Origin of the sequence: Pseudarthrobacter sp. BIM B-2242, from assembly GCF_014764445.1 — a bacterium.
Taxonomy (GTDB): domain Bacteria; phylum Actinomycetota; class Actinomycetes; order Actinomycetales; family Micrococcaceae; genus Arthrobacter; species Arthrobacter luteus_A.
The window spans coordinates 583,892-605,694 of record NZ_CP061721.1 but is presented as its reverse complement, the minus strand read 5'-3'; the positions used below and the strand labels follow the sequence as shown (position 1 = coordinate 605,694).

Annotated in this window: 22 protein-coding genes; 13 read left to right on the top strand and 9 right to left on the bottom strand. The window is 65.9% G+C overall.

All coding sequences use genetic code 11. The features are described 5' to 3' along the window. Positions 1 to 106: 106 nt before the first annotated feature. Entirely contained in the window at positions 107 to 799 is a 693-nt protein-coding gene (locus tag IDT60_RS02945) for an SRPBCC domain-containing protein (protein ID WP_191080808.1), read from the bottom strand. Further along, the gene (locus tag IDT60_RS02940) at positions 792 to 1,427 is read right to left on the bottom strand and encodes a helix-turn-helix domain-containing protein (RefSeq protein ID WP_191080807.1); all 636 of its coding nucleotides are present in this window, start codon (positions 1,425 to 1,427) and stop codon (positions 792 to 794) included. The genes IDT60_RS02945 and IDT60_RS02940 overlap by 8 nt, the downstream gene beginning before the upstream one ends. Positions 1,428 to 1,570: 143 nt before the next feature. On the opposite strand from IDT60_RS02940, the gene IDT60_RS02935 reads away from it, so the two are divergent. Continuing rightward, positions 1,571 to 2,539 (top strand): RluA family pseudouridine synthase, encoded by a 969-nt coding sequence (locus IDT60_RS02935; RefSeq protein ID WP_191081805.1) that lies wholly within the window; start codon positions 1,571 to 1,573, stop codon positions 2,537 to 2,539. Here IDT60_RS02935 and IDT60_RS02930 read toward each other — a convergent pair. Next, positions 2,524 to 3,057: an O-acetyl-ADP-ribose deacetylase gene (locus tag IDT60_RS02930; protein WP_191080806.1), complete on the bottom strand. Its 534-nt coding sequence runs from the start codon at positions 3,055 to 3,057 to the stop codon at positions 2,524 to 2,526. The genes IDT60_RS02935 and IDT60_RS02930 overlap by 16 nt on opposite strands. Before the next feature lie 433 nt (positions 3,058 to 3,490). Here IDT60_RS02930 and IDT60_RS02925 point away from each other — a divergent pair, with 433 nt between their 5' ends. The 3 genes from IDT60_RS02925 (at position 3,491) to IDT60_RS02915 (ending at position 5,268) form a co-directional block, all read left to right on the top strand. After that, complete coding sequence (locus tag IDT60_RS02925) at positions 3,491 to 3,694, top strand: hypothetical protein (RefSeq protein WP_191080805.1); 204 nt, start codon at positions 3,491 to 3,493, stop codon at positions 3,692 to 3,694. 292 nt (positions 3,695 to 3,986) lie between these two features. Further along, on the top strand, positions 3,987 to 4,577 hold the full coding sequence (locus IDT60_RS02920; RefSeq protein ID WP_191080804.1) for a bacterial transcriptional activator domain-containing protein: 591 nt from the start codon (positions 3,987 to 3,989) through the stop codon (positions 4,575 to 4,577). A gap of 55 nt (positions 4,578 to 4,632) precedes the next feature. After that, a complete protein-coding gene (locus IDT60_RS02915; protein WP_191080803.1) occupies positions 4,633 to 5,268 on the top strand; it encodes a DedA family protein in 636 nt (211 codons plus the stop codon). 18 nt (positions 5,269 to 5,286) lie between these two features. Here IDT60_RS02915 and IDT60_RS02910 read toward each other — a convergent pair whose 3' ends face one another. From IDT60_RS02910 to IDT60_RS02900, 3 genes are all read right to left on the bottom strand, one after another. Further along, entirely contained in the window at positions 5,287 to 5,592 is a 306-nt protein-coding gene (locus tag IDT60_RS02910) for a hypothetical protein (protein WP_164202407.1), read from the bottom strand. A gap of 168 nt (positions 5,593 to 5,760) precedes the next feature. Beyond that, entirely contained in the window at positions 5,761 to 8,592 is a 2,832-nt protein-coding gene (ppc, locus tag IDT60_RS02905; RefSeq protein WP_164202409.1) for a phosphoenolpyruvate carboxylase, read from the bottom strand. 167 nt (positions 8,593 to 8,759) lie between these two features. Continuing rightward, complete coding sequence (locus IDT60_RS02900) at positions 8,760 to 9,440, bottom strand: NADPH-dependent F420 reductase (RefSeq protein WP_191080802.1); 681 nt, start codon at positions 9,438 to 9,440, stop codon at positions 8,760 to 8,762. Between the two features lie 146 nt (positions 9,441 to 9,586). Here IDT60_RS02900 and IDT60_RS02895 point away from each other — a divergent pair, with 146 nt between their 5' ends. After that, a complete protein-coding gene (locus tag IDT60_RS02895; protein WP_191080801.1) occupies positions 9,587 to 10,423 on the top strand; it encodes a DUF1684 domain-containing protein in 837 nt (278 codons plus the stop codon). A 23-nt stretch (positions 10,424 to 10,446) separates the two neighbouring features. Here the strand turns inward: IDT60_RS02895 and IDT60_RS02890 are convergent, their stop codons facing one another. Beyond that, the gene (locus IDT60_RS02890; RefSeq protein ID WP_164202415.1) at positions 10,447 to 11,652 is read right to left on the bottom strand and encodes an acyl-CoA dehydrogenase family protein; all 1,206 of its coding nucleotides are present in this window, start codon (positions 11,650 to 11,652) and stop codon (positions 10,447 to 10,449) included. Further along, on the bottom strand, positions 11,649 to 12,458 hold the full coding sequence (locus tag IDT60_RS02885; RefSeq protein WP_191080800.1) for an SDR family NAD(P)-dependent oxidoreductase: 810 nt from the start codon (positions 12,456 to 12,458) through the stop codon (positions 11,649 to 11,651). The genes IDT60_RS02890 and IDT60_RS02885 overlap by 4 nt, the downstream gene beginning before the upstream one ends. Before the next feature lie 100 nt (positions 12,459 to 12,558). Here IDT60_RS02885 and IDT60_RS02880 point away from each other — a divergent pair, with 100 nt between their 5' ends. The 4 genes from IDT60_RS02880 (at position 12,559) to IDT60_RS02865 (ending at position 17,722) form a co-directional block, all read left to right on the top strand. Beyond that, positions 12,559 to 13,737 (top strand): glycoside hydrolase family 76 protein, encoded by a 1,179-nt coding sequence (locus tag IDT60_RS02880; protein WP_191080799.1) that lies wholly within the window; start codon positions 12,559 to 12,561, stop codon positions 13,735 to 13,737. Positions 13,738 to 13,904: 167 nt separating this feature from the next. Beyond that, a complete protein-coding gene (locus tag IDT60_RS02875) occupies positions 13,905 to 14,969 on the top strand; it encodes an iron ABC transporter substrate-binding protein (protein ID WP_191080798.1) in 1,065 nt (354 codons plus the stop codon). Between the two features lie 45 nt (positions 14,970 to 15,014). Then, positions 15,015 to 16,553: an iron ABC transporter permease gene (locus tag IDT60_RS02870; protein ID WP_191081804.1), complete on the top strand. Its 1,539-nt coding sequence runs from the start codon at positions 15,015 to 15,017 to the stop codon at positions 16,551 to 16,553. A gap of 50 nt (positions 16,554 to 16,603) precedes the next feature. Beyond that, positions 16,604 to 17,722: an ABC transporter ATP-binding protein gene (locus IDT60_RS02865; protein ID WP_191081803.1), complete on the top strand. Its 1,119-nt coding sequence runs from the start codon at positions 16,604 to 16,606 to the stop codon at positions 17,720 to 17,722. A 58-nt stretch (positions 17,723 to 17,780) separates the two neighbouring features. Here IDT60_RS02865 and IDT60_RS02860 read toward each other — a convergent pair whose 3' ends face one another. Beyond that, positions 17,781 to 18,386, bottom strand: a complete 606-nt coding sequence (locus IDT60_RS02860; RefSeq protein WP_164202423.1) for a YdeI family protein — start codon at positions 18,384 to 18,386, stop codon at positions 17,781 to 17,783. Positions 18,387 to 18,463: 77 nt separating this feature from the next. On the opposite strand from IDT60_RS02860, the gene IDT60_RS02855 reads away from it, so the two are divergent. From IDT60_RS02855 to IDT60_RS02840, 4 genes are all read left to right on the top strand, one after another. Further along, positions 18,464 to 19,213, top strand: coding sequence for a VOC family protein (locus IDT60_RS02855; protein WP_191080797.1), 750 nt, complete (start codon positions 18,464 to 18,466; stop codon positions 19,211 to 19,213). 96 nt (positions 19,214 to 19,309) lie between these two features. Beyond that, the gene (locus IDT60_RS02850; RefSeq protein WP_164202427.1) at positions 19,310 to 19,849 is read left to right on the top strand and encodes an NUDIX hydrolase family protein; all 540 of its coding nucleotides are present in this window, start codon (positions 19,310 to 19,312) and stop codon (positions 19,847 to 19,849) included. 86 nt (positions 19,850 to 19,935) lie between these two features. Continuing rightward, positions 19,936 to 21,012, top strand: coding sequence for a DUF6707 family protein (locus IDT60_RS02845; RefSeq protein ID WP_191080796.1), 1,077 nt, complete (start codon positions 19,936 to 19,938; stop codon positions 21,010 to 21,012). A 49-nt stretch (positions 21,013 to 21,061) separates the two neighbouring features. Beyond that, positions 21,062 to 21,787, top strand: a complete 726-nt coding sequence (locus IDT60_RS02840; protein WP_191080795.1) for an SRPBCC domain-containing protein — start codon at positions 21,062 to 21,064, stop codon at positions 21,785 to 21,787. Positions 21,788 to 21,803 lie beyond the last annotated feature (16 nt).

Sequence of the window (21,803 nt, the reverse complement as noted above, 5' to 3'; positions counted from 1 at the left end):
CGGCAACGGCCCAGTGACACAGGAACGGCCTGACGACACCCAAATTCGGGTGTCCCCAAGCCGCTTGCGCGTCACCGGGGAAGATGCGCGTCCTAAGCGAAACCGCCTACGCGTAGACCTTCGCAAGGAACCCGCCCCAGGCCTTGGCCGTGGTCTCGGAGTCGCCGCTGCCGCTGAAGTCGTGCACCGTCATGCCCACCGGCGCACCGAAGGCGTTACGGCCGAAGAACCGATACATCGTGTCCGCGGTCCGCAGCCCCAGGAAGTTCTCATTGGCGAAGTCCACTTCCCCGGTAAGCCGCCCCACGCCGTCGAGCGTCACATCCACTGGCGAACCCTGGGCCGCAGCCTCAACGCCGATCGCCTTCTTCAGCCGCTCAAACCCGTCCGGGGTCTGCAAGGCCGCCGGCGCCTGAATGTCCGTGAACACCACCGGTTTGCCGTCGAAGTGAGCCAGATACTGGCCGAGGGTGTGCAGGTAGAACGCGGTGTGCTTGCTGGCGCCGTCGTACTGCCCGTCCCAGTTGTCGGCGAAGATCCCGCTGTGCACATAGTGGAGCTTGGCGCGGCCACCCTCGAGCGGCTCGAGGACATGCTCCAGCTGGTTGAACCAGCCATCCGGGCCGTCCATCCGGGAAACGAGGTGGGTGGGGAATTCCTTCACGGTCTTGACGTCCGGCCACTGGTCGGTGGGGAACATCCAGGCCGGCGTGCCGCTGGTCACCGCCTCCCAGACGCGCTCGGGAGTGCCCGGCAGCTCGGTGTCGTAGACGATCTCAAATTCGCGTTTGTCAGTCATTGTCCTGCTCCTTCGCTGAAAGGGTTTTGGTAGGGGTCTTGAGTGCGGGGTGAAGCGCGACGACGAGCCGGTGCTTCCGCCCGCCGCCCGCGCTCCCCCGCGGGGCGCCGCCCTCGTGATATTTGTCCACCAGCCGGGTCACCGCAACGCCGAGCTCCTCGGCAAAAGCGGCCCTGTCTGCGGCGGTGCGGAACGTAATCTCGCCGTCGATAGCGAACGTGGCGAGCTTTTGCCGGGCCACTGCGGCACCGGCGATCAGCTTGCCCACCTCCTGGACCATCCGGCCGGCGAGTGCCAGCAGCCAGAAGGCGGAGAAGCGGTCGGAGAACCGGTGCGGGTCCGGTGCCACCGATGCGAGGGCCACGGGTGAGATCAGGTAGGAGGCCGCCGTCGCCTGGAGGACGCGTTCGGTGACGTTGCCCTTGCGGCGCTCCTCCACCAGCTCCACCAGCCCGTGCCGTTCGAGGGCCTTCAGGTGATAGTTGACCTTCTGCCGCGGCAGTCCCGCCTTGGCCGCAAGCTGTGTGGCCGATCCCGGCTCCGCCAGCTCCCGGAGGATGCGGGTGCGGATCGGATCCAGCGACGCTTCCGCCGCGGCCGGGTCCTCGATCACTTCGATGTCCAACATGCCTCCATCATGCCGACCGACAACTTTTCTTGTCAAGAACTTTTTTCCCGTCGGTGGAATCTTATCGGGGAGGCCCGCTCTACGTCGCGGGTCCGCCCGGGGTGCAGAGCAGGCCCCGCACCGCAAAGTAGAATGGACCGGTGATGCAATCCCCCCTCCCCGTGCGCGACGGCGTCAACGCCACCCGCCTGCGCCTCCCGGACGAGGGGCCGTGGACCACCGCGATGGACTACATGATGCACCGCTGGGGGCACATCGATCCGCAGGGCATCGAGGACAGGTTCGACGCCGGCGAGATCGTTGGCGAGGGCGGCATCCCCTTGGACCGTGCCACGAAGCTCGATGACCACACCTTCATCTGGTACTACCGCACGCTGCCGCCGGAGACCCGCATCCCCGTGGACATCAGCATCCTCCACCAGGACGAGCACCTGCTGGTGGTGGACAAGCCGCACTTCCTGCCCACCACCCCCGGCGGCACCTACATCCAGGAATCCGCCCTGGTCCGGCTGCGGAACCAGCTGGACCTGCCGGACCTCATTCCCATGCACCGCCTGGACCGGATGACCGCCGGTGTCCTGCTGCTGTCCACCAACCCCGAAACCCGCGGCAAGTACCAGGTGCTCTTCGAAAAGCGGCAGGTGCAGAAGGAATACGAATGCGTTTCCGCAGCCGAGCCCGCTGACGGCTACCCGGCGGTCGACTACCCCGTAGTGGTCCGCAACCGGATGACCAAGTCGCGCAGCTACCTGCTGGCCGAGGTCATTGACGGGGAACCGAACGCAGAGACCCGCATTGAACGGCTGGAAACTTTCGACGGCAGCGCGTCCGGGGGTGCCGGTGTCACCAATGCTGCTTCCCGGCTCGCGCGGTACCGGCTGGAGCCGCACTCCGGAAAGACACACCAGCTGAGGGTGCACATGGCCTCGCTGGGCCTTGGCATCGTCAACGATTCCTTTTATCCCGACCTGTTGGACAAGGCGCCGGACGACTACACCAAACCGCTGCAGCTCCTGGCCCGCGGCATCCGTTTCGTGGACCCGATCAGCAAACAGCCCGTGGAATACCGCAGTCGGCTGGAGCTCAGCGAGGCGGCTCAAACGCCGCCCTGATCAAACACCGCGCTGAAGTCTTCCTCCATCCCGGCACTGAACAGCACGAACTCCACCGCCTCGAGTGCGCTGGAAGGATGCGAGGCACCAAAGCCGTTAACGGCGTCGTACGCGGCCTCTGCCACCTGCCGGCCGGCCCAGCCGTAAACGCCGCCGCCCACCGCCGGAAACGCGACCGACGCGGCGCTGAGCGAATCCGCCAGCCGCAGGCTTTCACTGAAGCACGAGACGAGCAGCGCACGGTTGGTCTGCCCGGCACGCCGGTTCGGCCCCACAGTGTGGATGATCCAGCGGGCCGGGAGCCGGAACGCGGGAGTGGCTACGGCGGCACCCACTCCGAGCCCGTGCGGCAGCTCGGTCTCGCGGAGTGCGCGGCAGGCTGCCAACAGCTCAGGCCCGGCTGCCCGGTGGATGGCGCCGTCCACCCCGCCGCCGCCCAGCAGCGAGGAATTGGCCGCGTTCACAATCGCGTCCACGGCCCGGGTGGTGATGTCGGCCTGGAGAATATCGATCCGCATGCCGCCAGTTTCGCACGTTCAGAGTTCCTGATAAACGGGGCCTGAATGAAAACCATCCCCGGTGAAGGGCCCAGCGCCGCGGCAAGCACCGCATCCGGAGCGATTGTCACTTTGCCCGCTAGGTTGTCACTATCCCTGCTTCCGCACCCTGCCACTAAAGACGCTGGGAATCATCCCTGCATTGGAGCATGCCCGCCGTTTAACAGATCCTGAAATACAGACCGTCGAACTACCAGCAGATGCTCCCGATCAGTCAGCGCCACCCGCCGTGGCACCTCGTTACTAAACATGTTATTTTGCGTTGTTTTTGGAAATTATGGTGTGACAGCCTTTGAGTTGGGAGCTCAATAAACTATGCCTAGGATGGTGATACCAGGCAGTAATATCCGTAGATACTTTGTGAATTGCAGACAGGAAAGCAGGGCGCCCGCTCATGGCGGACATTGAAGGCACGATGGTTATCCGCGCATGGGCCGAGCCGGCATCAAATAACCGGATTCGCGCACGTCTGATCTCCAGCAGGCCCGGCCAGACCGGGGAGTTCGTTGAGGCTGCAGGCGATTCAGACGAGGTTTTGAAGGCTGTCCAGCGCTGGCTCGATTCGCTGCAACCGGAAGACAGCAGGGCCAATGCCTAGCCGCCCTACCCCACGCAGAATTGGGCCCTACCCCACTTGATAGATGGCCCTACCCCCGTTACTAAAATGACTTGACATGACTTGGGCAAGTGCCACGATGGTAGCTGGGGGATGCGTGGAATCCGGCCGCTTGAGAGGGATAAGCATGACCGTTGCTCTCGCACAGGATTGGCACTTGAGTCTGCTGGGGGCTTGGCGGTTGCGCTGCGGCAGCAATACAGTGACGGTAGCCACCCGTGAGCAGCGGCTCATCGCATGCGTGGGGCTGCTGGGCTGCCGCCATCGGAGTTTTTTGGCAGGCCTTTTGTGGCCGAAGAGCAGCGAAACGCAGGCAGCGGGAAACCTTCGCACCACAGTCTGGTGCATCTCCCATGCGTTCCCGCACCTCCTGCAGACCGGGCCCGACACGCTGGAACTGGAGGAATCGGTCTGTGTGGATGTCGCAGCCCTGCAGCGGCGCGTCGCGCAGATGTACGCGCAGCCTGAGGCCCGGATCCCCGATAACTACCTGGACCATCTGAGCAAGGCCGAGCTACTGCCCGGCTGGTATGACGACTGGGTGATCTTCGAGCAGGAGCGGCTCCGGCAAATGCGCCTCAGCGCCCTCGAACGAATGGCACGGCAGCATCTGGCGGCGGGTGAAGCGGACAACGCAGTCATCGCGGCGCTGTCGGCGGCGAGCATCGAGCCCCTCAGGGAATCGGCGCACTTCCTGCTGGTTAAGGCCCATCTTGCCGCGGGAAACAGGGCAGCTGCAGTCCGAGCCTTCACGATGTTTGCCAGCCGGTTGGAAAGTGAACTTGGCGTCCTGCCCTCAAACCAGCTAAGCGGGCTTGTTTCGGAATTCCGTCCCCGCGTCGGGCTGGTTTCCGGCGGCATGTAAGGAGGGCAGGGACCCCCGGGCCGTCCCGCCACCCAAAGTGCGGTACTTTGTGGCCATGGACTTCGGCAACGCGGACAGCTGGGGGGCGGCGATCTATTTTTGGATCATCCCCGTGGTGCTCGGTGACGCCATTTTTCCTCCCGTCCCGTCCGAGATGGTGGTAATCACCGGCGGCGCGCTCTCTGCTGAGGGAAAGGCAAACTACTTCCTCGTCGCAGCCCTGTCCGCGGCGGCGTCGTGGATCGGCGACATGGTGGTTTTCCAGCTCTTCAAGCGGCGGCTCAGCCACGTCCTTGACCGGTGGCGCTGGGGCAGGAAAATCCACCACGGCATCCACGATGCGATCGCCAAGGCAGGCCGCTCCTCCACTTATGGGGCCATCATCGGCGCCCGTTTCATCCCGGGCGGACGGCTGGCGACGTCGGCCGCAGCAGGTATTGCCGATGTGTCCGTCCGCGGCTTCAGCCTCTGCGCCGGGCTTGGTGCGGTTTTGTGGGCCAGCTGGCTTGTGGGCCTGGGCTACTTCACGGGATCGGCAACCAGGCTGCCGTTTTGGGCCAGTTCCCTCATCGGGGTGGGGCTGGGCCTGGTGATCGGCGCCGTCGTCGGAGTCATCGTCACGCGCCGCCGCGGCACCCGTTCCCCGGTCGACGAACCCCCGCCGGTGATTGAGCCCGCGCCCGGCGACTAAGTGACAAGTACGGCAGGGCTACACAGGTGCCCAGCGGCCGCGGTTGCGGCGCAGCACCATCAGTGAGCCGGTCAGCGCAACGCGTTCGACGGCGTCGCGCATCATCGCTGCCGATTCGCGCGCCTGCTGGTTCTCACCGGAGTATTCGGTCGCCTCCACGAGGAACCGGAGGTTCAGCTGCGGGACGCCCCCGGCGAGCTCGATCTGGTTGGCCTCCACATGGTGGCGGGTCTCCAAGGCCTCCACGGCCGCGGCCATCACCGCCTCCGGCGGGTTGCCGGGTTTCAGGCCGGTGATCTTCAGGCGGGTCTGGAACGAAGGCATGCCCTCAACCCTACCCATCGTCAGGCACCGGCTGGCCGACCACCTATGGACGCTCTCTCACTTAATGCGCCTTTTCGGCAGTCGCTCTCTCACTTTCTCTAAGAAAGTGAGAGAGCGACCGGGAAAAACCCACATCAAGTGAGAGAGCGTCCCGGGGGTGGTGGGGCGTTAGCCGGTGTTGCGCAGGCCGGCTGCCACCCCGTTGACGGTGATCAGCATGGCCCTCTGGAGGCGGTCGTCGATCTCGGCGTTGCTGATGCTTGATTCCTCGGAGCCTTCGTTCGCCCGGGCAGCCCGTACGCGGCGGAGGAGCTCCACCTGCAGGTAGCTGATGGGGTCAAGATACTGGTCGCGGATCTCGAGGGAACGCTTGAGCGTGGGCTGGGCGTCCAGGAGCGTGTTCTCACCCGTAAGGCTCTGGATCTCCCTGACCGTGAGCTCGTACTCCTCGCGGATGGTGCGGAAGATGCGGTGCAGTTCCTCAGGAACCAGGGTGGCCACGTAGTAGCCGGCGATGTCCAGGTCCGTCTTGGCAAGGGTCATCTCCACGTTGGAGAGGACAGAGCGGAAGAAGTGCCAGTGCTCGATCATCTCGAGTAGCTGACCGGAGTGGCCGGCTTCGCGGGCCGCCTTCAGGCCCGAGCCGACACCGAACCAGCCCGGGACGATCTGCCGGGACTGGGTCCAGCCGAACACCCACGGGATGGCGCGCAGACCCTCAAGTCCGGCCCCGGAATCGGGACGCTTGGACGGGCGGGAGCCGATGTTCAGCGAACCGAGCTGCTCCACCGGGGTGGAAGCCATAAAGTACGCGGGCAGGTCGGGATCATCGATGAGCTTCCGGTACCGCTCAAAAGCGCCGTCGGAGATGGTCTCCATAACGTGGCCGTACCGTTCGCGCTGGTCGTCGGAGGTGCGCGGATCGCGGTGCAGCGCCGAGCCCTGGAGCACCGCGGCAAGCGAGAGCTCCAGGTTCTCCCGGGCAAGCTCCGGCAGGGAGTACTTGTCCGAGATGACCTCGCCCTGTTCGGTGAATTTGATCTCGCCTTCCAGGACCCCGTTGGGCTGGGCCATGATGGCGTCATAGGTGGGACCGCCGCCGCGGCCCACGGAACCGCCGCGGCCATGGAAGAGGCGGACCCGGACCCCGTGCTTGGCCGCGACGTCACGCAGGTTGCGCTGCGTCTTGTGGATCTCCCACTGGCTGGTCATCACCCCGGATTCCTTATTCGAGTCCGAATAGCCGAGCATGATCTCCTGGACGTCACCGCGCAGCCGGACCAGGTCGCGGTAGGACGGAACGGACAGCAACTGGTCCACGATCTCAGCCGAGGCCCGCAGTTCTTCCACTGTTTCCAGCAGCGGCGCGAACCCGATCTTTGCGTACGGCGAGGCGCCAAAGAGATTGATCAGGCCGGCTTCGCGCGCCAGGACTGCCGCGGCCAGCACGTCGTCAGCGCCGCGGGTCATGGAAATGATGTAGGTTTCGACGACGTCCGGACCGTAAGTGCGCAGGGCGCGGCGGATCTCACGGAAGACGTCGTACGTTCCGTCAGCGACGCCGTCGAGCTTAATCGGGTGGCCGGACAGCGGCCGGCGGGAAGCAAGCTCAGATCCCAGCACCTCGAAGCGTTCCGCCCGGCTCAGTTCCGCGTAGCGGAGGCCCGGGCCACCGAGCCTGTCCATCAGCTGGCCGACGGCGTCGTGGTGGTGGTCGGCGTGCTCGCGGATATCCAGGGTGGCCAGGTGCAGGCCGAACGATGCGACGGCGCGGCGGACGCGGGCCAGCGCACCGTCCGCGGCGAGCGATGCCGAGTGGTTTCGCAGCGACAGCTCCAGCAGTTCCAGGTCCGTCAGCAGCTCGCCGGTGGAAAAGTAGTCGCGGCCGTGTTCATGGCTGGAATCCACTGCCACGCGCTTGCCGGTGTTGATGAGCTTGGCCTTAATACACGTGAGCTTAAGGCGGTAGGGCTCCTGGGCGTTAAGTTCCAGGACACGGCGGTCCAGGCCCGGAAGATTTTTCAGGTCCACCTCGATCGAGTCCAGCAGGCCCTGGTCCGCCCCGGCCAGCGACGTGGAGTTGGACAGGATGGAGATCAGTTCGTCCATCATGGCGATGCTGATGCGGACGGCGTGCTGGTTCTGGAGCTGCAGGATCTCCCTGGTGACCGCAGCCGTGACGTTCGGGTTGCCGTCGCGGTCGCCGCCGATCCAGGAGCCAAACCGGATGGGGGCGTCCTGCGACGAGAGGCTGACGCCGTGCTCACCCAGCAGTTCTGAGAAGTCAGACAGCATCTCGGGCATGGCGTCGGTCAGGATGCCGGAGAGGTAGTAGATCGCGTTGCGGGCTTCGTCCACCGGAGTGGGCCGCACTTGGCGCAGCTCGTCCGTCTGCCACATCTGGTCGATGACCTCCGACAGCTGACGGTCCTGGCGGCGGCGGGCCGTGGTGCCTTCCTTGGTGGATTCTGACAGCACATCGGAGAGCTTGCGGATCTTGTCCAGCACCGAACGGCGCGAGGCCTCGGTGGGATGGGCGGTGAAGATGGGGCGGACGTCCAGCCCGTTCACCACTTCCTGGAGCCGTCCGGGTCCTGCCTGCGCTACGATCTCGGCCACGGCTTTGGCCAGCCAGCCGTCTTTTTCCTCCCGGGTCCGCAGGGTGCGGACCCGGTGGACCTGCTCAGCTGCGTTGGCCAGGTGGAAGTAGAAGGCGAACGCGCGCACCAGGTCGGTTGCCTGCTCAATCGGCAGGGAGCCCAGAAGTTCGCGGACCTGTTCGACGACGTCGTGCGCGCTCCAGGGCCCGGTGGCATCAGCTCCCCCGCGGGCTGCTTCCTTGGACTCCTTGGTGAGGAGTCGGACCTGCTCCACGAGGTTGAGGAGCTCAGGGCCGTGCTGGCGCACCAGGGATTCGCCCAGCAAGGAGGTGACACGACGGACGTCGGCCCTCAGTTCAGAGGCGAGATCGGTTGTGGGATTCACTGCAGTGTTAGCCATGGAAACTGTCTTTCGAGGGTTCGGGACCTGGCTCGTACACTGCGCTGGATACTGTGAGCCGCGTTACTACCTACCGATGCTACCCGTCCCGCACGGCGAAGGGGGAATCCGTCTCAGATCATGTCCGTGCATTTGACCTCCGCCGCAGGGGTGCCCCGGCGGGCGCCTCAGCGGGCCACTTTGAAATTGAAGTCTGCCGTCCCCAGCGCACCCCAGATCCGCAGCCAGAGGGGCAGGATCATTTCCACACCGCGGGCGGTGGTGATATCGCCGAGGTCAAGAACGTCCGTGTGGCCAAGCGCCGTCAGGATGTCAGTGACTGCCGCCTTCGCCCCGGCGTCGTTGCCGGACACAAACACGGTGTGATCGCCGCCGGCTACGTGCCGGGGATCAACCATCACGCTGTTAGCCATGGTGTTCAGCGTCTTGACGACGCGGGCTTCCGGGTAGGCCCGCTGGATCTGCTCGCCGATGCTGTCTGTATTGACGGGATTCAGCGACGGCGGAAAGCCCTGGGAGAAATCGAGGGCGTTCGACACGTCCACCACGATCTTCCCCGCCAGGTTCTCCGCACCGGCCTCGGCCAGAGCTGCGAGCGACGCCGCGCCGTTGGTGGCGTTGACCACCAGTTCGCTGGCGGCTGCGGCGTCGGCGAACGTGCGTACGGCTATCTCCTGGTGGGCTGCATGCCACTGGGTAAACGGCGGGCCTCCCGTGGCACCGGGTTCGGTGCGTGCCAGCGTTGCCTGCGGGTCACGGGTTCCAATCGCCACATCGTGGCCGAGCCGTGCGAAGGCCGCGGCGAGGGCCGGACCCACGCTTCCGGTGCCAAGTACTGCAATCTTCATGATCACTCCAGTCCGTCCCGCGGTGGTCCAATACGTCAGACGTTACTCGCCCCGTGCAACGAATACCCCTGGCGGAATACCCCGCCGGAATGAAGGCCCTGCCAGCGTGGTTGTAGGGGGCGAACCAGAACCGTCCGGAGGAACCCATGAGCATCGCCGCACCCGCGCAGCTGGAACGCTGGCAGCGCTTCCGCACCAACCGCCACAAGGCCCTCGCCACCCGCCACGGCTGGCTGACCCTCACTTCCTTCCAGTGGCTGGAATCCGAACCGTCCGCCGTCGACCTCGCCCCCGGCCTGTGGTCAACGGACGGTACGACGGCGGCACTCACCGCCGCCGCGCAGGACGGACTGACGCTGGTGGCCACCGGGGAGCCGGTTGTGGGCACCATCAGCGCCGCCCTTACCAACGAGGACTCGCTGATGTGGGTGCAGTACGGCGGCGCTGACGGGCAGCAGGTGGTGGTTGAACTGGCCATGCGCGCGGACCGGTACGCCATCCGCACCCGGGATTCTGCCTCACCTGTGTTGACGGAGTTCGACGGCGTCCCCACCTTCGGCTACAACCCGGACCTGGTGATCGAGGCGGCCTACGAGCCGTATCCGGAGCCGGTGGCCGTCCCCATCGGAACGGCCAATCCGCTGGTGGACGGCCTGCACTTTTCGGTGGGCGAGGTGGTTTTTCGGCTGCCGGGGATCGACCATGAATACCGCCTGCATGCCGAAGAGGAGAAGCTCGGCGCACTGACCATCACCTTCCACGACGGCACCAACGGGGACACAACAGACGAGTGGCGGAAGGTCTCCACGGCCCGGCCCCGCGTTGACAAGGAAGGCAACGCCACCGTGGTCCTGGATTTCAACCGCGCCATCAACTACCCCAGCGCATTCACGCCATTCGGCACATGCCCCATGCCGGTGAAAAACAACAGCCTGGACGCGAGGATCGAAGCCGGCGAGAAGCAACCCACGCTGGCGGACTGAGGTCCGCCCCGGTGATTGGGCCGTCAGACGATCGCCGAGACCCCCGTGACCGCACGGCCCACAATGAGGGTGTTGATCTCGAACGAGCCCTCGTAGGTGTAGATCGCCTCGGCGTCGGCGAAAATCTTGGCCATCCGGTAGTCGGTCACGATGCCGTTGCCACCGAGGATGGACCGGCCCAGCGCCACGGTTTCGCGCATCCGGGCGCTTGTGTAGGACTTGGCAAGGGCCACCTGCGGCATGTCCGCCGCGCCGTCGTCCTGCAGCTGTGCGAGCCGCGCCATCATCCCCATGCTCGCCACGGTGTTCCCCAGCATGGTCACGAGCTGCTGCTGGATGAGCTGGAACTTCGCCAGCGGCCGCCCGAACTGTTGGCGTTCGACGGCGTACTGCCGGGCCACGTCGAATGCCGCCAGCTGCTGCCCCACCGCCTGCCAGGCCACCATGATCCGTGAGCCGCGCAGGAGCTGGTTGGTGTCCTCGAAGCTGTTGATCCCGGCAAACCGGTCAGCTTCTGCCACCCGGACGTCCTTGAAGACAATGTCGGCATTCTGCACGGTCCGCAGCGCGATCTTATTTTCGATCCGGCTCCGGCTTACCCCCGGCAGGGAAGCATCAACAATGAACCCGCGGACCGCGCCCGGAGCGTCGGCGCCTGCGGATTCGTCCCTGGCCCACACAAGCATGTAGTCGCAGAACGTCCCGTTACCGATCCAGCGCTTGGCGCCGTTAAGCACCCAGGTGTCGCCGTCGTCGTCGGGCTCTCCGGTGCGGCTGGAGATCCGGCGCGCCCGCGTTTCCATCCCGCCGGCCACATCGGAACCGTGCCCGGGCTCGGTGAGGGCGAAGGCTCCGGTGATGCGCAGGCTTGACGCGTCAGCCAGCAGCCGGTCTTTCTGGCCGGCCGAGCCAAAGCCGTAGAGCGACTCCACAAACAGGTCGTGGTGGACCAGGAAGAACGTGGCTATGGAGGTGTCCACGCGCGTCATTTCGGCAATGACGAGTCCCGCGAACAGGTTGCTGTAGCCGCGCTGGGCCGGTGTACTCAGTTCCAGGGCGGCGAGTTTGGGCAGGATATGCGCCGGAAACTCGGCCTTGTTCCACCAGTCCGAGGCATAGGGGGCGATCTCCGCGGCGAGGAATTCGCGCAGCCCGGCCAGCTTGGCCCGCTCCTTCGGACTGAGGAGCGACTCGAATGCGAAGAAGTCGGCCGTTGGGAGCCCGTTCACTTCGGGCCCATCCGGATGGCGCCGTCGAGCCGGATGGTTTCGCCGTTGAGCATCGCGTTCTCCACGATGTGGGCCACCAGATTGGCATACTCTGCAGGCTTGCCGAGGCGCGAGGGGTGCGGAACCTGCCGGCCCAGCGAGTCCTGCGCGTCCTGCGGAAGGCCCGCCATCATGGGGGTTTCGAAAATTCCGGGGGCGATGGTCACCACCCGCACCAGCGAGCGCGCCAGTTCCCGTGCCAGCGGGAGCGTCATTGCAGCGACGGCACCTTTTGAGGCGGCGTAGGCAGGCTGCCCGATCTGCCCGTCGAAGGCCGCCACGGATGCCGTATTCACGATGACGCCGCGCTCGGGGCCGCCCAGCTCCGTACTGACCGGCTCTGTGGCAGCCATGGCGGCGGCAGCCAGGCGCAGAACGTTGAAGGTCCCGACGAGGTTCACCTGGATGACCCGGTTGAACGTCTCCAGCGGGAGGACGCCGTCCCGGCCCAGCACCTTGCCGGGCGTGGCGATCCCTGCGCAGTTCACCACGATCCGGAGCGGCCCCAGGGTTACAGCGGTATCGACGGCGGCCTGCACCTCCGCTTCGCTGGTGACGTCAGCGGGGACAAAGACCGCCTGCGGGTAGCCGGCACCCGCGGCAGCACCCCCGCCGGCGTTCAGCTCCGCGGCGAAAGCCGCACCGGCGGACGAAGGCAGGTCGATCAACACCACCGAGGCGCCGGCGTCGAACAGGCGTTTTGCCGTCGCGGCGCCCAAACCGGACGCCCCGCCCGTAATCAGCGCGACCGTACCGTTGACGTCCATACATCCTCCTTGATGTGGCCCCACGCAACCCGGCGCGCAGACTGTTAGTTAGTGCATGTTAACTGAAATGCCGGCCCGCTGCACCCGCTAGGCTACATGCATGACAATGCCGGATGTGGAGCCCGCAGACTGGCCGGGCCGGGCCAACCAGGCCGCGCGTTCGGTGACGCAGCGTTTCGGCCGGCGGCTGCTGTTCCTGCCTGGAACCCACCTCGCGGCGGTCCGCTGGCCATCAAAGGTGCTTGATAGCCTCCTCCACCCCTGGCACTACTGGTGGCAGGCGCACTACGTGGACTGCCTGGTGGACGCGGGGCGCCGCGAACTGGGCAACGGAGCAACCCCGGCGGCACGGTTCAACGGCCCGGGCAGCCCCAGCGCCGGCAAGCTGGCGTCCAGGCTGGTCACGGGCATCCGGCTGCGGAACGCCTTCACGTTTGTCAACAGCTATTACGACGACATGGCCTGGCTGGCACTCGCCACCCTTCGATTGGAGGCCCTGGCCAGGGAGACGCGCAAACCGGGCCGCCGGCGCAATGCCAGGATCCACAAGACACTGACCCTGCAGTTTGATTCCGCCTCCACCGACCATCTGGGCGGCGGGACGTTCTGGAGCACAAAGCGGGACTTCAAGAACACGCCGGCCACCGCTCCCGTGGCTCTCTACTACGCCCGCACCGGCCAGCAGGCCAAGGCGCAGCGCCTTGTGGACTGGCTCAACACGGTCCTGTTCGATCAGGCACAGGGGCTCTATGTCGACGGGGCGCGCCTCAACGCGGCCGGTGAGATCACGGTGGAGAACACCATCTATACGTACAACCAGGGCCCGGTACTGGGAGCCCTCCTGGAGCTCGGCGGCGAGGCCAACCTGGCCCGGGCCGCTACGCTCATCCGCGCCGTGGACAAGCACCTGACGGTACCTGCGCACGCGGTGGTGCCGGGGAGCCCCCCGGACAGCCGCACCAGCATCCTCCGCTGCGACGGGACGGGCGACGGCGGACTCTTCACCGGGATCCTCTGCCGTTACCTGGCGCTCGCCGCCGCCGATGCCAGGCTTCCGGAGGGCGCCCGCACCACCGCCGGCGAGCTCGTGACCGCTACCGCGGGAGCATTCTGGGCGGGCCGGCGCACCCAAGGCGGGCCGGTCTTTTCCATCCACGCAGCGCAGCCGGCGGACGCCACGTATCCCCCGGGCGCCGGCGTCGAACTTTCCACCCAGCTGCAGGCCTGGATGGTATTGGAGGCTGCCGCCTCGGTTCAGCAGGGACCCTCAACGAATTAGGTCACGCAACAGTTTCGTAATGCATGTGATCCTGATCACTTAAGCCCCGCGGCGCTTGGTGTCTTAGGTTTGGCTAACCTACAGTTTTCACGAGTGAGCAATCCCAACTCCCCGCGCTCACACGGACCCTACGGCCCACAACACTTTTCCCCAGAAAGTAGCCTTCAATGAAGATCCGCTCCAGCGCCCTGGCCGGCATCGCACTCGCCGCCACGGCAGCCCTCGGACTGACCGCCTGCGGCGGCAGCACCACCCCGGCAGCCACCACTTCCCCTTCCGCTTCCGCTTCCGCCGAAGCCGTTTCCGGCGAAATCACGGTGTACAACGCCCAGCACGAATCCATGACTAAGGCCTGGGTGGAGGAGTTCACCAAGGAGACCGGCGTCAAGGTGACCCTGCGCCAGGGCAAGGACACCGAGATGTCCAACCAGATCATCCAGGAGGGCGACAAGTCCCCCGCAGATGTTTTCATCACCGAAAACTCCCCCGCCATGACCCAGGTGGAAAACGCAGGCCTGTTCGCCGATCTCACTGACGAGGTCAAGAACCAGGTCCCGGCCGAGTACCGGCCCTCCACCAACAAGTGGACCGGTGTCGCAGCCCGCTCCACCGTGTTTGTGTACAACAAGGAAAAGCTCACCGAAGACAAGCTGCCCAAGTCCCTCTCAGACCTGGCCGGCTCCGAATGGAAGGGCCGCTGGGGCGCATCGCCGTCCGGCGCCGACTTCCAGGCGATCGTTTCCGCCTACCTGGAGCTCAAGGGCGAGGCCGAAACCGAAGAGTGGCTCACAGCCATGAAGGAAAACTTCAAGGGCTACCAGGGCAACGGCGCTGTTTTGAAGGCCGTGAACGCCGGTGAGATCGAAGGTGGCGTGATCTACCACTACTACTACTTCGGTGATCAGGCCAAGACCGGCGAGAACTCCAACAACGTCGCCAGCCACTACTTCAAGAACCAGGATCCGGGCGCGTTCGTCTCCATCTCCGGCGGTGGCGTGCTGAAGTCCTCCAAGAACAAGGCCGCTGCAGACGCGTTCCTCGCCTTCATCACGGGCAAGAAGGGCCAGGAGCAGCTCCAGACTGGCAAGGACTTCGAATACACCGTGGGCTCCGGTGTTGCCTCGAACGAGAAGCTGGTTCCGCTGGCAGAACTGCAGGCACCGACTGTTGACTCCTCCAAGCTGAACTCCAAGAAGGTCACGGAGCTGATGACCAAGGCTGGTCTGCTCTAACACTTGGTTTCAACCCCAGAACTAACCGCCAAGGCGGCTTCAGCGATGGCGGGCAAGGGCAACAGCCCTCGCCCGCCATTGGCGGTTGCGCTCCTTGCCACCCTGCTGGCTCTGTTCGGCCTCATCCCGTTGGGCTATGTCATCTACATGACAGCGGTCACCGGCTGGGACACGAGCATTGAGCTGATCTTCCGCCCCCGGGTGGGCGAACTGTTGGCCAACACCCTCCTGCTGATGCTCATCGTGGTGCCCGCGACCCTGGTGGTCGGCGTGGGCGGCGCCTGGCTGGTGGAACGCACCAAGCTGCGGGGCCACAAGTGGTGGGCCGTGCTCCTGGCGGCGCCGCTGGCCATTCCCGCGTTTGTGAACAGCTATGGCTGGGTGTCCGCCATCCCCTCCCTGGAAGGCGTCTGGTCCGGCGCGCTGATCGCCACGCTGTCGTACTTTCCGCTGGTCTACATTCCGGCCGCGGCCACGCTCAGCCGGCTGGATCCGGCCATCGAGCAGTCAGCGGCGTCCTTGGGCCTGGGTCCGTGGCGGGTCTTCTTCCGCGTCGTGCTGCCCCAGCTGCGCATCGCCGTCACCGGCGGCGGCCTGCTGGTGGGCCTGCACCTGCTGGCCGAGTACGGCGCCTTCGCGATGATCCGCTTTGAGACGTTTACGACGGCGATCATGCAGCAGTACGCTTCTACGTTCAACGGCACGGCCGGAAACATGCTGGCCAGCGTCCTGGTGTTTTTCTGCCTGATCCTGCTGGTCCTGGAAGCCCGCAGCCGCGGCACGGCCCGCTACGCGCGGATCGGGTCCGGTGCCCAGTCCAAACCCCTGCGCCTGGCGCTGCACCGCTACCAGATTCCTGCCCAGCTGGGACTGCTGGCGCTCACCGGCCTGGCATTCGGCCTGCCGCTGTGGTTTGTCATCCGGTGGATCGTGGCAGGCGGGGCAGAGATCTGGGATGTTGCGGAGTTTGTCCCCGCGCTGCTGCAGACGCTGGGCTTGGGCCTGGCGGGCGCTGTGGCCGCGACCGTTGTGGCCTTCCCCATGGCGTACCTGGCGGTCCGGCATCCGGGCTGGTTCAGCAAGTCCCTGGAGCTCTCCAACTACATCACAAGCTCCATGCCCGGCATTGTGGTGGGCCTGGCCTTCGTCACCGTGGCCATCAACGTTGCCCCGGACATCTACCAAACCACCGCGCTGTTGGTGGCGGCGTACGTGCTGCTGTTCATTCCGCGCGCGCTGGTGAACATCCGTGCCGGGCTGGCGCAGGCTCCCAAAGAGCTGGACGAAGCGGCGCGTGCCCTGGGCAGGTCGCCGCTCAATGCCTTCCTGAAGATCACGTTGCGCCTCACGGCTCCGGCGGCCGCCGGCGGCGCGGCGCTTGTGTTCCTCGCCGTGGTGACCGAACTGACTGCCACGCTGCTGCTGTCCCCCAACGGGACAACCACCCTGGCCACCGCATTCTGGTCCAAGAGCAGCGAGATCGACTACGCCGGCGCCGCCCCCTACGCACTGCTGATGATCCTGCTCTCGGCACCCATGACATACCTTCTCTTCCAGCAGTCCAAGAAAGTGGCCGGACAGTGACCGATTTTTACACTCCGAGCGATGCCCCTTCCAGGCTCCCCGAACCGCGGATCTCAGCATCAGTGGAGTCGTCGACCAACAGCCACCTGCAGATTACCGACGTCACCAAGAATTTCGCGTCCCAGGCTGTGCTCAGGGGTGTCAACCTGTCGGTGGCCAAGGGCGGCACCACGGCCATTGTGGGCCCGTCCGGCTCGGGCAAGACCACGCTCCTGCGGCTGATCGCAGGCTTTGAACACCCGGCCACGGGCAGCATTTCGCTCAATGGCACCAAGGTGGCCGGCGACGGCGTGTGGCTGCCGGCGCATAAACGCCACGTGGGGTACGTGGCCCAGGACGGTGCCCTGTTCCCGCACCTGACCGTGGGCCAGAACATCGCGTTCGGCCTGGATGCACGCAAGCTCCCCGGCGGACGCGGTGCTGTCACTGCCCGGATCAGCGAACTGCTGGAGATGGTCTCCCTGGACTCATCCATGGCAAAACGGCGGCCCCACCAGCTCTCCGGCGGCCAGCAGCAGCGTGTTGCCCTGGCCCGCGCCCTGGCCCGTGAACCGGAACTGATGCTGCTGGACGAGCCGTTCTCGGCCCTCGACGCCGGACTCCGGGTGGCCACCCGGCGGGCCGTGGCCAAGGTCCTGGCTGCCGCCGGGGTGACCACCATCCTGGTCACCCACGACCAGGCCGAGGCTTTGTCCTTCGCCGACCAGGTGGCCGTGATGCGGGGCGGCAGGCTGGCGCAGATCGGCAACCCGTTTGTGGTCTACACGCGCCCTGCCGATCGTGCCACGGCCGAATTCCTGGGCGACGCCGTCATCCTGGACGCCTGGATGGAAGGCTCGCTGGCCAACTGCTCGCTCGGCGGAATCCCCGTCCGCCGCCCGCCGGCACAGGGCCGCGTGCAGCTGATGCTGCGGCCCGAACAGATCAGGATCGCCGAAGGCGGCCCCATCCGCGGCGTCGTGGTGGACACCGACTACTTCGGCCCGGAAACCACCGTGCGGCTGAAGCTGGCTGTTCCGCCCGAACTGGCCGGCGGCAAGGACCACCGCTATCCCGGTGGCGGCGAGATCATCACCATCCGGCACTGGAACGCCTCGATCGCCCGGCCCGGCATGGAGCTCTGCCTGCGGGTGGTGGGGGAAGGCGTGGCGTTTCCGCTGGACGACTGATCCCAACTAAGTAGCGCCAACTGTCGTTTTGAGCCCTCAAAACGACAGTTAGCGCTACTTAGTTGGGCGGGGCGGCGGGCTTCCGCTTCTGCGGGAACGGTGTCTCGCCACGGGCCAGCATCTCCACAAAACCTGCGATTTTCCGTTCGCGCGTGGCCGCCTGCTTCACCGAAATCGTCCTGTAAATCAGGGCGTATCGGTTGACGGATGTGAGGACATCGAACATCGCCTGCGCCGCCGGGACGGCTGCGATCGCCGCCGCCAGATCGGGCGGAACCTCTGCGGTTGCCTGTCCGCCATAAGCGATCTCCCAGCGGCCGTCCGCCTTGGCGCTTTCGACGGCGGCCCGCCCGGCGTCGGTCATCCTGCCCGCGGCTTCCAGCCGGGCAACGTGCCCCACATTCCGGGCTGACCAGGGGCTCTTCGGGGTGCGGCGGGTCATGCGCTGGCTGTAGGTCTCCGCGTCGCGCTTATTGACCTGTCCATCGATCCACCCGAAACACAACGCCTCATCAAGCGCGGCGTCGTAGTCCAGTTCCGTGACATTGCCGCCCTTCTTGTGGAGGACAAGCCACACGCCGGGGCTGTCCGCGTGGTGCTCTTCCAGCCAGGCCCGCCATGCGGCCGCATCCTTAACCAGCAGTTCCTCAAGTTCAATGGCCATGGCCCTATTCTGCACGGTGCCGGCCGGTAAAAGTGGTGGCATGATGGCGGTAACTGTCCCGGATTCGAGGAGAAGCCATGCTGCGTGTCAGGCCCGTCCACTTCACGTCCCGCCCGGAAAAATGGGAGGAGCTCCTGGCGGCCCTGGGCCTCGCCAAGACCGTAGACCACGGTCCGTGGCGGGAGTTCGACGCCGGTTCGGGCAGGCTGGCCCTCCACGTCACCGAGGCCGGCTCACCGGACGACGGGACGACGTCGTTCGGCGTCGAAGTGGGCGACCTCGCCGAGTTTGCCCGCCGCACCAGCCTGGCCGGGGACGAATCCGGCAGCACCACTGCCGAGCTCATCACCGCGGACCACGGCGAATCCTGCCGCATCACGGGCCGGGACGGCTTCACCTTCCTAGCGGACCCCGGTGCCCGCGAGGTGAACGGCAGCGGTGCTGATGCTGCGGTGACGGTCGTCGGCGTCTGGTTCACGGCCGATCCCGGTCCGGCCGCCATGACGCTGCAGGACATCGGCGCCAGGTTCCGTCCTGTCCCCGACGCCGACGAAACCGCGGACTTTACCGCCAAGAACGGCGGGGTGCTGATGGTCCGGCCGGCGTCCGGCCCCTCGCGGTCGGGCCTGGGATTTGAGTACGACGGCGATGTGGGCACCCTGCGCGACCGGCTCGCCGCGGCCGGACTGGAGGTCAGCGAAACGGAAGAGGCCTTCGGCCGGACCCTCCACGTGGCCAACCCCGACGCCGAGGGCGCAAGCACGGCGAACCCGGCACCCAGCATCCCGCCCACACTGTGGATTTCGCAGCGGCACCGGGAAAACTGAGATCCAGAGGCGACTTCCCGGCGCTAAAAGCCGTCCTTTACGCTGAGAGCTCACCTCTCACCGGCCCGGACGCGTCCGATGGGGTAGAACTTAACCATGAACGTTCGCACTCCTGACCCCAATCCCGGCTGGCTCTCCGAGGAAGACCTCTTTGAGGCCCGCGGGAGGCTGCCCATGATCTACGTAGAGGCTGTTCCGGTCAGGCTGGATCCGCTGGGGTTCGTGAACGAGGTTGGCACGCTGCTGCAGGCCGATGAAGACGGCAACATGATCCGCTCGCTGGTGTCAGGCAGGGTCATCTACCGCGAGACCATCCGCGGCGCGCTCCTGCGCCACATGGAGAAGGACCTGGGACCGCTCGCCTTCCCGCAGCTGCCCATCAGCCCCGTGCCGTTCACGGTGGCCGAATACTTCCCCGCCCCGTCCCACACCGGCTTCACCGATGACCGCCAACACGCCGTGTCCCTGGCCTACGTCATCCCTGTGACGGGCGAGTGCGAGCCGCGCCAGGACGCCCTGGAACTGACCTGGATGACCCCGGAAGAAGTGCTGAGCCCGGGCGTGCAACTCGAATTCAGCGGCGGTCGCGGAGCCTTGGTCCGCCAGGCGCTGGCCTTCGCTGGAGTGGGCTTCTGACGCCCGCGGGATCCCCGGCGTCCCGGATTTGGAGAGCCCTCCTTTGTAGACTGTAGGGCGGACCGCAAGAGAATTTAAGGACCCCCATGACCGAAACCCCAGCCGCCCGGCACTACAGCGAACAGCAGGCTGGATCTCTGACGTCCGGCGATCATCTCCTCCTTCCCGACGGTGAACGCACCGCCGAAATCCAGCGAGTGGAGCTTGAGCCGGATGATTTCGGGACCCCTGCCGTGGTTCTGGCAAGCCTCACCGGCGGCGGCACCATCCGCATCGCGGCGGGCTCCACGGTGAGGGTCGCTCACAGCGTTGTCCACGATGTCAGCCTCCAGGACCTCATGCTCGAAGACGAAGCAAACGAGAACCCGGCGTCCGACGCCGTTACCCGGCTTCCGGCGGCAGCGCACCCGTCCCGGGACGAACAGCGCGGCGCGGAACCGTTGGAAAAGCAGCCCCCCGCAGCGGCGGAGGCAGCCCCGGCGGCTCCCGCCGTCGTCGTGCCTCCCCTGCCTGCCATCCCGCCCGCGGTGAGCGGCCCGTCCGCGGAGGAACTCGCGCGCATCCCCGAGCCGCAGGGCACCCCGGAGTCCGTAGTGGCGGCTGCCGCCGAGGAACATCCGGACGCCGTGGGTGTCCTGCTGCTGGCGGACAAGCTGGCAAAGGGCATCAACTTCAAGTCGGGCAGCTGCCTGAAGGACCTGAGCGACCTCGCCCACGAGCTGTTCATCACGCTGAAGGATCCCGACGGCGCCCTGGCTGTGGCGGACCTGCTCAACGTCCTGCCCTTCGACGGCAATCCGGGCAGGTGGGCCTCCGTCGAAGCGTCACTGGCGCTGTCCAGCTACATCTGCCGCCAGGACCGGCAGGACGACCGCGCCGAGGTGTATGAGAAGCTGCTGCGGACTCCGGAGAGCCAGGAAACGGATCCTTTCAAGGCACGCATGAACGCCAAGGTCCGCCAGCGTTCCCTGAACGAACCCAACCTGTACGACAAAGAGATCTTCCGCTCCATCGACAATTCCAACCACGAGGCCGAGCGGGAGTGGCGGCTGCTGCGTCTGGAATCCCTGCTCTTCCTGCGGGCCCACGGCGGGTCTGAGACCATCGGGCTCGGCGAACTGCAGCGCCGGATCAGCAACGAGCTCGAGGCCGTCCGGGCCTGAAGAAAATGCCCCCTACCCGGGGCTGCGCCCGAGTTGTAGATTCGGGGCTATGACGAACAATCTGAGCGTAGTGATTAATGCTGATGCGCCGCAGGTCTGGATCATGCTGCGCGAACCGGCCAAGGTGGCCCAGTGGCACGGCTGGGACACTGACGAACTGCCGGCCGAAATCAACGAGATCTACTTTGGCAGCAACGTCGTCGAAGCACCGGACCACACGAGTCTGACCGTCAACGGCGGCGACGTCTTTGATCTGAAGCCTGTGCCGGGCGGGACCCAGGTCAGCATCACCCGGGCTGCCCTGGACCACAACTCCGAGTGGGCGGCGTGGGATGAGGACATCACCCAGGGCTGGCTGACGTTCCTCCAGCAGCTCCGGTTCGCCCTGGAACATCATCCGCACGGCAAGCGGCACACCCTTTTCTTCGAGTTCCCGGGCGGCCACGGTTCGGCGATCGAGAAGCTGGGACTGTCTGATGTTCCCAAGCCGGGCGAGCCGTACCAGCTGACGCTGCCCACCGGGGAGGATATCTCCGGCAAGGTCTGGTACCGCAGCAACCACCAGGTGGGGCTCACCGTCCACGGATACGCCGAGCACGGCGACGGCCTGCTGATCGTCGCGGATCAGCCCGTCATCGAGGATGTAAGGCCCGACGGCGGCGCGATGGTTATTGCCTCCACCTACGACCTGGGTGCCCACAAGCTGGAGTCCATCCAGTCGTCCTGGGACGGGTGGCGGGCTGAGAACTACCCCACAGAGAAGGCCGCCAACTGAGGGATCGGCGGGGTTT

Bases quoted from the DNA above. Each gene is read 5' to 3' on its own strand.
- IDT60_RS02850 (WP_164202427.1), top strand. From the start codon at position 19,310: ATGAACGTTCGCACTCCTGACCCCAATCCCGGCTGGCTCTCCGAGGAA.
- IDT60_RS02875 (WP_191080798.1), top strand. From the start codon at position 13,905: ATGAAGATCCGCTCCAGCGCCCTGGCCGGCATCGCACTCGCCGCCACG.
- IDT60_RS02840 (WP_191080795.1), top strand. From the start codon at position 21,062: ATGACGAACAATCTGAGCGTAGTGATTAATGCTGATGCGCCGCAGGTC.
- IDT60_RS02845 (WP_191080796.1), top strand. From the start codon at position 19,936: ATGACCGAAACCCCAGCCGCCCGGCACTACAGCGAACAGCAGGCTGGA.
- IDT60_RS02945 (WP_191080808.1), bottom strand. From the start codon at position 799: ATGACTGACAAACGCGAATTTGAGATCGTCTACGACACCGAGCTGCCG.
- ppc (WP_164202409.1), bottom strand. From the start codon at position 8,592: ATGGCTAACACTGCAGTGAATCCCACAACCGATCTCGCCTCTGAACTG.
- IDT60_RS02935 (WP_191081805.1), top strand. From the start codon at position 1,571: ATGCAATCCCCCCTCCCCGTGCGCGACGGCGTCAACGCCACCCGCCTG.
- IDT60_RS02900 (WP_191080802.1), bottom strand. From the start codon at position 9,440: ATGAAGATTGCAGTACTTGGCACCGGAAGCGTGGGTCCGGCCCTCGCC.
- IDT60_RS02915 (WP_191080803.1), top strand. From the start codon at position 4,633: ATGGACTTCGGCAACGCGGACAGCTGGGGGGCGGCGATCTATTTTTGG.
- IDT60_RS02930 (WP_191080806.1), bottom strand. From the start codon at position 3,057: ATGCGGATCGATATTCTCCAGGCCGACATCACCACCCGGGCCGTGGAC.
- IDT60_RS02925 (WP_191080805.1), top strand. From the start codon at position 3,491: ATGGCGGACATTGAAGGCACGATGGTTATCCGCGCATGGGCCGAGCCG.
- IDT60_RS02895 (WP_191080801.1), top strand. From the start codon at position 9,587: ATGAGCATCGCCGCACCCGCGCAGCTGGAACGCTGGCAGCGCTTCCGC.
- IDT60_RS02870 (WP_191081804.1), top strand. From the start codon at position 15,015: ATGGCGGGCAAGGGCAACAGCCCTCGCCCGCCATTGGCGGTTGCGCTC.
- IDT60_RS02880 (WP_191080799.1), top strand. From the start codon at position 12,559: ATGACAATGCCGGATGTGGAGCCCGCAGACTGGCCGGGCCGGGCCAAC.
- IDT60_RS02910 (WP_164202407.1), bottom strand. From the start codon at position 5,592: ATGCCTTCGTTCCAGACCCGCCTGAAGATCACCGGCCTGAAACCCGGC.
- IDT60_RS02940 (WP_191080807.1), bottom strand. From the start codon at position 1,427: ATGTTGGACATCGAAGTGATCGAGGACCCGGCCGCGGCGGAAGCGTCG.
- IDT60_RS02855 (WP_191080797.1), top strand. From the start codon at position 18,464: ATGCTGCGTGTCAGGCCCGTCCACTTCACGTCCCGCCCGGAAAAATGG.
- IDT60_RS02885 (WP_191080800.1), bottom strand. From the start codon at position 12,458: ATGGACGTCAACGGTACGGTCGCGCTGATTACGGGCGGGGCGTCCGGT.
- IDT60_RS02860 (WP_164202423.1), bottom strand. From the start codon at position 18,386: ATGGCCATTGAACTTGAGGAACTGCTGGTTAAGGATGCGGCCGCATGG.